The sequence below is a fragment of the Streptomyces sp. YS-3 genome, from assembly GCF_045257485.1.
Lineage (GTDB): Bacteria > Actinomycetota > Actinomycetes > Streptomycetales > Streptomycetaceae > Streptomyces.
Genome location: NZ_JBJHPC010000539.1, coordinates 1 through 4,894, shown reverse-complemented (window position 1 = coordinate 4,894; position 4,894 = coordinate 1). Strand labels below are relative to the sequence as shown.

At 75.3% G+C, this 4,894-nt stretch carries 5 protein-coding genes; 3 read left to right on the top strand and 2 right to left on the bottom strand.

Annotated features, from left to right (window positions below):
- From ACJA3G_RS30125 to ACJA3G_RS30115, 3 genes are all read left to right on the top strand, one after another.
- On the top strand, positions 1–486 hold a 486-nt coding region (locus ACJA3G_RS30125), incomplete at its 5' end, for a class F sortase (protein WP_406556206.1).
- An 88-nt stretch (positions 487–574) separates the two neighbouring features.
- Positions 575–1,969, top strand: a complete 1,395-nt coding sequence (locus ACJA3G_RS30120; RefSeq protein ID WP_406556205.1) for an aldehyde dehydrogenase family protein — start codon at positions 575–577, stop codon at positions 1,967–1,969.
- Positions 1,970–2,006: 37 nt separating this feature from the next.
- Positions 2,007–3,089 (top strand): Zn-dependent alcohol dehydrogenase, encoded by a 1,083-nt coding sequence (locus ACJA3G_RS30115; RefSeq protein WP_406556207.1) that lies wholly within the window; start codon positions 2,007–2,009, stop codon positions 3,087–3,089.
- A 13-nt stretch (positions 3,090–3,102) separates the two neighbouring features.
- On the opposite strand, the gene ACJA3G_RS30110 is transcribed toward ACJA3G_RS30115, so the two are convergent.
- Together ACJA3G_RS30110 and ACJA3G_RS30105 are read right to left on the bottom strand one after the other, a co-directional pair.
- Complete coding sequence (locus tag ACJA3G_RS30110) at positions 3,103–4,071, bottom strand: DMT family transporter (RefSeq protein ID WP_406556204.1); 969 nt, start codon at positions 4,069–4,071, stop codon at positions 3,103–3,105.
- Between the two features lie 66 nt (positions 4,072–4,137).
- On the bottom strand, positions 4,138–4,836 hold the full coding sequence (locus ACJA3G_RS30105) for an ArsR/SmtB family transcription factor (protein WP_406556203.1): 699 nt from the start codon (positions 4,834–4,836) through the stop codon (positions 4,138–4,140).
- Positions 4,837–4,894 lie beyond the last annotated feature (58 nt).

Below are 4,894 nucleotides of genomic sequence, written 5' to 3'. Positions count from 1 at the left end.
CCCCGGCCCCTGCCGCCGTCCAGGGCGACCGCCCTCGCCATCCCGTACTTCAGCCTGAGAGCGCCGGTCGTCGGCCTCGGGCTCGACCCGGCGCACCACCTGGCCACCCCACCGGTCGACGACCCCAAGCTGGTCGGCTGGTACCGGGGCGGCCCCACCCCGGGCGAGGCGGGCACGGCCGTCGCCGTCGGCCACCGCGACACCCGCACCGGGGCGGCCGTCTTCGCCAACCTCTCGATGCTGCGGCCCGGCCGGCTGGTCGAGGTCCGGCGGGCCGACGGCCGGACCGCGGTGTACACGGTGGACGCGGTCCGCAAGTACGACAAGGCGGGCTTTCCCGACGAGGAGGTGTACGGCCCGCGGAGCCGGCCCGAACTGCGGCTGATCACCTGCGGCGGAAAGTTCGACCGCAAGAAGGGCTACGAGGGCAATGTCGTGGTCTTCGCCCACCTGACCGCCGTCCGGGGCCCCGGGCGGACCGCATAGCCTCCTCCTGCCGGGGCCGGGCGCCCCTGGTGCCGGAAAACTACCGGCGCTAGTTTGGGTGCACTGTCCCAGACCCAGGAGGAGCGCGATGAAGGTCCACGACGGGATGTACACGGGCGGCCGGTGGACGCCCGCCGCGGGTGACGACACGATCGCCGTGGTGAACCCGGCGGACGAGCGGGTCATCGCCCACGTCCCGGCGGGCACCGCCGAGGACGTCGACGCGGCGGTGCGCGCGGCCCGCGCGGCGCTGCCGGGCTGGGCCGCGACCCCGCCCGCCGGGCGCGCCGCGCTGATCGCCGCCCTGCGGGACCGGCTCGCCGCGCGCACCGACGAGATCGCCGCGACCGTCACCGCCGAGCTCGGGGCGCCCGAGCAGTTCGCCCGGCAGGTGCACGTCGGCCTGCCCGTCGCGGTCGCCGGCTCGTACGCCGAACTCGCCGCCGGCCACCCCTTCGAGGAGCGGATCGGGAACTCGACGGTCCTCCACGAGCCGGTCGGCGTGGTCGGCGCGATCACGCCCTGGAACTACCCGCTGCACCAGATCGTCGCCAAGGTCGCCCCCGCGCTCGCCGCGGGCTGCACGGTCGTGCTCAAGCCCGCCGAGGACACCCCGCTCACCGCGCGGCTCTTCGCCGAGGCGGTGCACGAAGCGGGTCTGCCCGCCGGGGTGTTCAACCTGGTCACCGGTCTCGGCCCGGTCGCCGGCCAGGCGCTCGCCGCGCACGAGGGCGTCGACCTCGTCTCCTTCACGGGCTCCACGGCCGTCGGCCGGCGGATCGGCGCCACGGCGGGCGGGGCCGTCAAGCGCGTCGCCCTGGAGCTCGGCGGCAAGTCCGCCAACGTCATCCTGCCCTCCGCCGACCTCGCCAAGGCCGTCGCCGTCGGTGTCGCCAACGTCATGAGCAACGCCGGGCAGACGTGCAGCGCCTGGACCCGGATGCTGGTCCACACCGACCGGTACGAGGAGGCGGTCGAGCTGGCGAAGGCGGCCGTGGCCAAGTACCCGGTGGGCGAGCGCGTCGGCCCGCTGGTCAGCGCCCGGCAGCGGGACCGGGTGCGCGGCTACATAGAGCAGGGTGTGGCGGAGGGCGCCCGACTGGTCGCGGGCGGCGCCGGGGCCCCGCTGGAGCGGGGGTACTACGTGGCGCCCACCGTCTTCGCGGACGTCACCCCCGAGATGACCATCGCCCAGGAGGAGATCTTCGGCCCGGTCCTCTCGCTGCTGCGCTACGAGGACGAGGAGGACGCGCTGCGCATCGCCAACGGCACGGTGTACGGCCTCGCGGGCGCGGTCTGGGCCGGGGACGAGGCCGAGGCCGTGGCCTTCGCCCGCCGGCTGGAGACCGGCCAGGTGGACATCAACGGCGGCCGGTTCAACCCGCTGGCCCCGTTCGGCGGCTACAAGCAGTCCGGCGTCGGCCGCGAGCTCGGCCCGCACGGCCTGGCCGAGTACCTCCAGACCAAGTCCCTGCAGTTCTGACCCCCAGCCCTGTCGCCTTCTCTAACCCGGGAGCAGCATCGTGGTCCGCGCCGCCGTCCTTCCCTCCATCGGCTCCCCGCTGGAGGTCACCGAGATAGAACTCCCCGAGCCCGGCCCCGGCCGGGTGCGGGTCCGCCTCGCCGCCGCCGGGGTCTGCCACTCCGACCTGTCGCTCTCCAACGGCACCATGCGGGTTCCGGTCCCCGCGGTCCTGGGCCACGAGGGCGCGGGCACGGTCGTTTCCGTGGGCGAGGGGGTCACCTCGGTGGCGCCGGGCGACGGCGTGGTCCTCAACTGGGCGCCCTCGTGCGGCGCGTGCCACCCCTGCTCGCTGGGCGAGGTCTGGCTCTGCGTGAACGCGCTGAGCGGCGCGGGCGCGGTGTACGCGCGCACCGCGACCGGGACCGAGCTCCACCCCGGCCTCAACGTCGCCGCGTTCGCGCAGGAGACGGTGGTGGCGGAGAACTGTCTGCTGCCGCTGCCCGAGGGCATCCCGCTCACCGAGGCCGCCCTGCTCGGCTGCGCGGTCCTCACCGGCTACGGCGCGATCCACCACTCGGCCCGGGTGCGCGAGGGCGAGACGGTCGCGGTGTTCGGCGTCGGCGGCGTGGGCCTGGCCACCGTCCAGTCGGCCCGTATCGCGGGCGCCGCCCGGATCGTGGCGGTCGACGTCTCCCCGGCGAAGGAGGAGCTGGCCCGGCGGGCGGGCGCCACCGACTTCGTCGTGGCCTCGGAGACGACCGCCAAGGACATCCGCGGGCTGACCGGCGGCCACGGTGTGGACGTGGCCGTGGAGTGCGTCGGACGCGCGGTGACCATCCGTACCGCCTGGGAGTCCACCCGGCGCGGCGGGCGCACCACGGTCGTCGGCATCGGCGGCAAGGACCAGCAGGTCACCTTCAACGCCCTGGAGATCTTCCACTGGGGCCGTACGCTCTCCGGCTGCGTCTACGGCAACAGCGACCCGGCCCGCGACCTGCCGGTGCTCGCCGAGCACGTGCGGGCCGGGCGCCTGGACCTGGGGGCGATGGTCTCGGAGCGGATCGGGCTCGACGGGATCCCGGCCGCGTTCGAGAACATGCTCGCGGGCCGGGGCGGCCGGGCCCTGGTGGTCTTCTGACGGGCCCCGCCCGCTAACAGGTCCCGCCTGCGCCCTCCGGCTCCGGCGCCACCGGCACGCTCACGCCCACCGGTTCCGTACGGTCCGTACGGCGCCGGGGGCGGGAGCGGGAGACCGCCACGCCCGCGAGGCAGAGGGCGCCGCCCACGAGGGTGAGCCAGGCGGGGACCTCGTCGAGGAGCAGCCAGGACATCAGCACCACGAGCGTCGGCACCACATAGGTGGTCGCGCCCATACGGCCCGCCGTCGTACGGGCCAGGGCGTACGCCCAGGTCGTGAAGGCGAGCGCGGTCGGGAAGACGCCGAGATAGACCATGTTCAGGGTCGCCGGGAGCGGCGCGCCGGCGGCGTCCGCCACCAGCTGCCCGCTGAACGGCAGACAGACCGCGGTCCCCACCAGACAGCCGAAGAAGGTGACCTGCAGGGCGCTGCCGTGGGCGAGCGCCGGCTTCTGCGCCACCACCCCGGCCGCGTACGTCACCGCCGCCAGCAGGCACAGCGCCACCCCGAGGACGTCGGCGCCGCCCTCGCCGGACATCGACAGGCCGACCGCCACCGCGCCCGCGAACGAGACGCCCATGCCCGCCACCAGCCGGGGCGGCAGCCGCTCGCCGAGGAAGCGGGCGCCGAGCAGGGCTATCAGGATGGGCCCGATGTTGACGACCATCGCGGCCGTCCCCGCGTCGACCTGCTGCTCGCCCCAGTTGAGCACCACCATGTAGAGGCCGAACCACAGCAGTCCGGAGAGGGCTGTGCCGCGCCAGGCGGCCCGCGGCGGCAGCCCCTCGCGCCGGACGGCCATCAGCACGCCGAGCACCACGGTGCCCGAGAGCAGTCGGCCCAGGGCGAGCGCCCCGGGGGAGTAGGCGTCACCGGCGCTGCGGATCGACACGAAGGCCGAGGCCCACAGCACCACGGACACTCCGGCGGCGGCGAGGGCGAGCCGTTCGGAGCGGCGGCCGGTGTGCGAGGAGTTCGTCATGTGCCGACGGTACGGCCGCGACTGTTCGGCGCTCACCGAATTATCGGCCGCCGCCCGCTTCCCGGGTCACCGCAGGCTCGCCTTCTCCACCCCGAGCAGCTCCGACAGCGCCTCCTCGCCCGCCGGCGTCACCCGCACCGCCCGCTCGGACCCGATCCGTACGCACCACTCGGCCTCCAGCGCGTGCGCGCACAGCACGGCTCCGGCCACCCCGGCCAGATGCGGGCGGCGCTCGGTCCAGTCCAGGCACGACCGGACCAGCGGGCGCTTGCCCCCGGAGGCGAGGTCGAGCCCCAGCTCCCGGTACCAGCGCACCCCTTCGCGCGTCAGCGCGAACCCGGCTTCCTGGGTGAGCAGGCCCCGTACCGTCATCGCGTCCGTGACGGCGATGCCGAGGCGGCCGGCGAGGTGGTCGTAGCAGGTGCGCCCGCGGGCCATCGCGCTGCCCGCCGAGGCGGCCCGCAGGGTGCGCGGCCGGTCCGGGGCCGCCGTCCGGGCCGCCAGCTCCTCGACTAGATGGGCGATCCCGGCGTCGGCCAGGCGCACGTACCGGTGCCGCCCCTGCCGCTCCTCGCGGAGCAGACCGCCCGCCACCAGCTTGCCCAGGTGCTCACTGGCCGTGGAGGGGGCGACCTTCGCATGCCGCGCCAGCTCGCCGGCCGTCCAGGCCCGCCCGTCCAGCAGCGCCAGACAGAAGGCCGCCCGGGTCTCGTCGGCGAGCAGCGCGGCGAACGCGGCCAGTCCGGATCCCGTTGTGGTTGTCATACCTCAAGGATGCCGCCGTCACCGTTCGGCCGGGGCCGAACCGTGGGCGGGGCGGCGG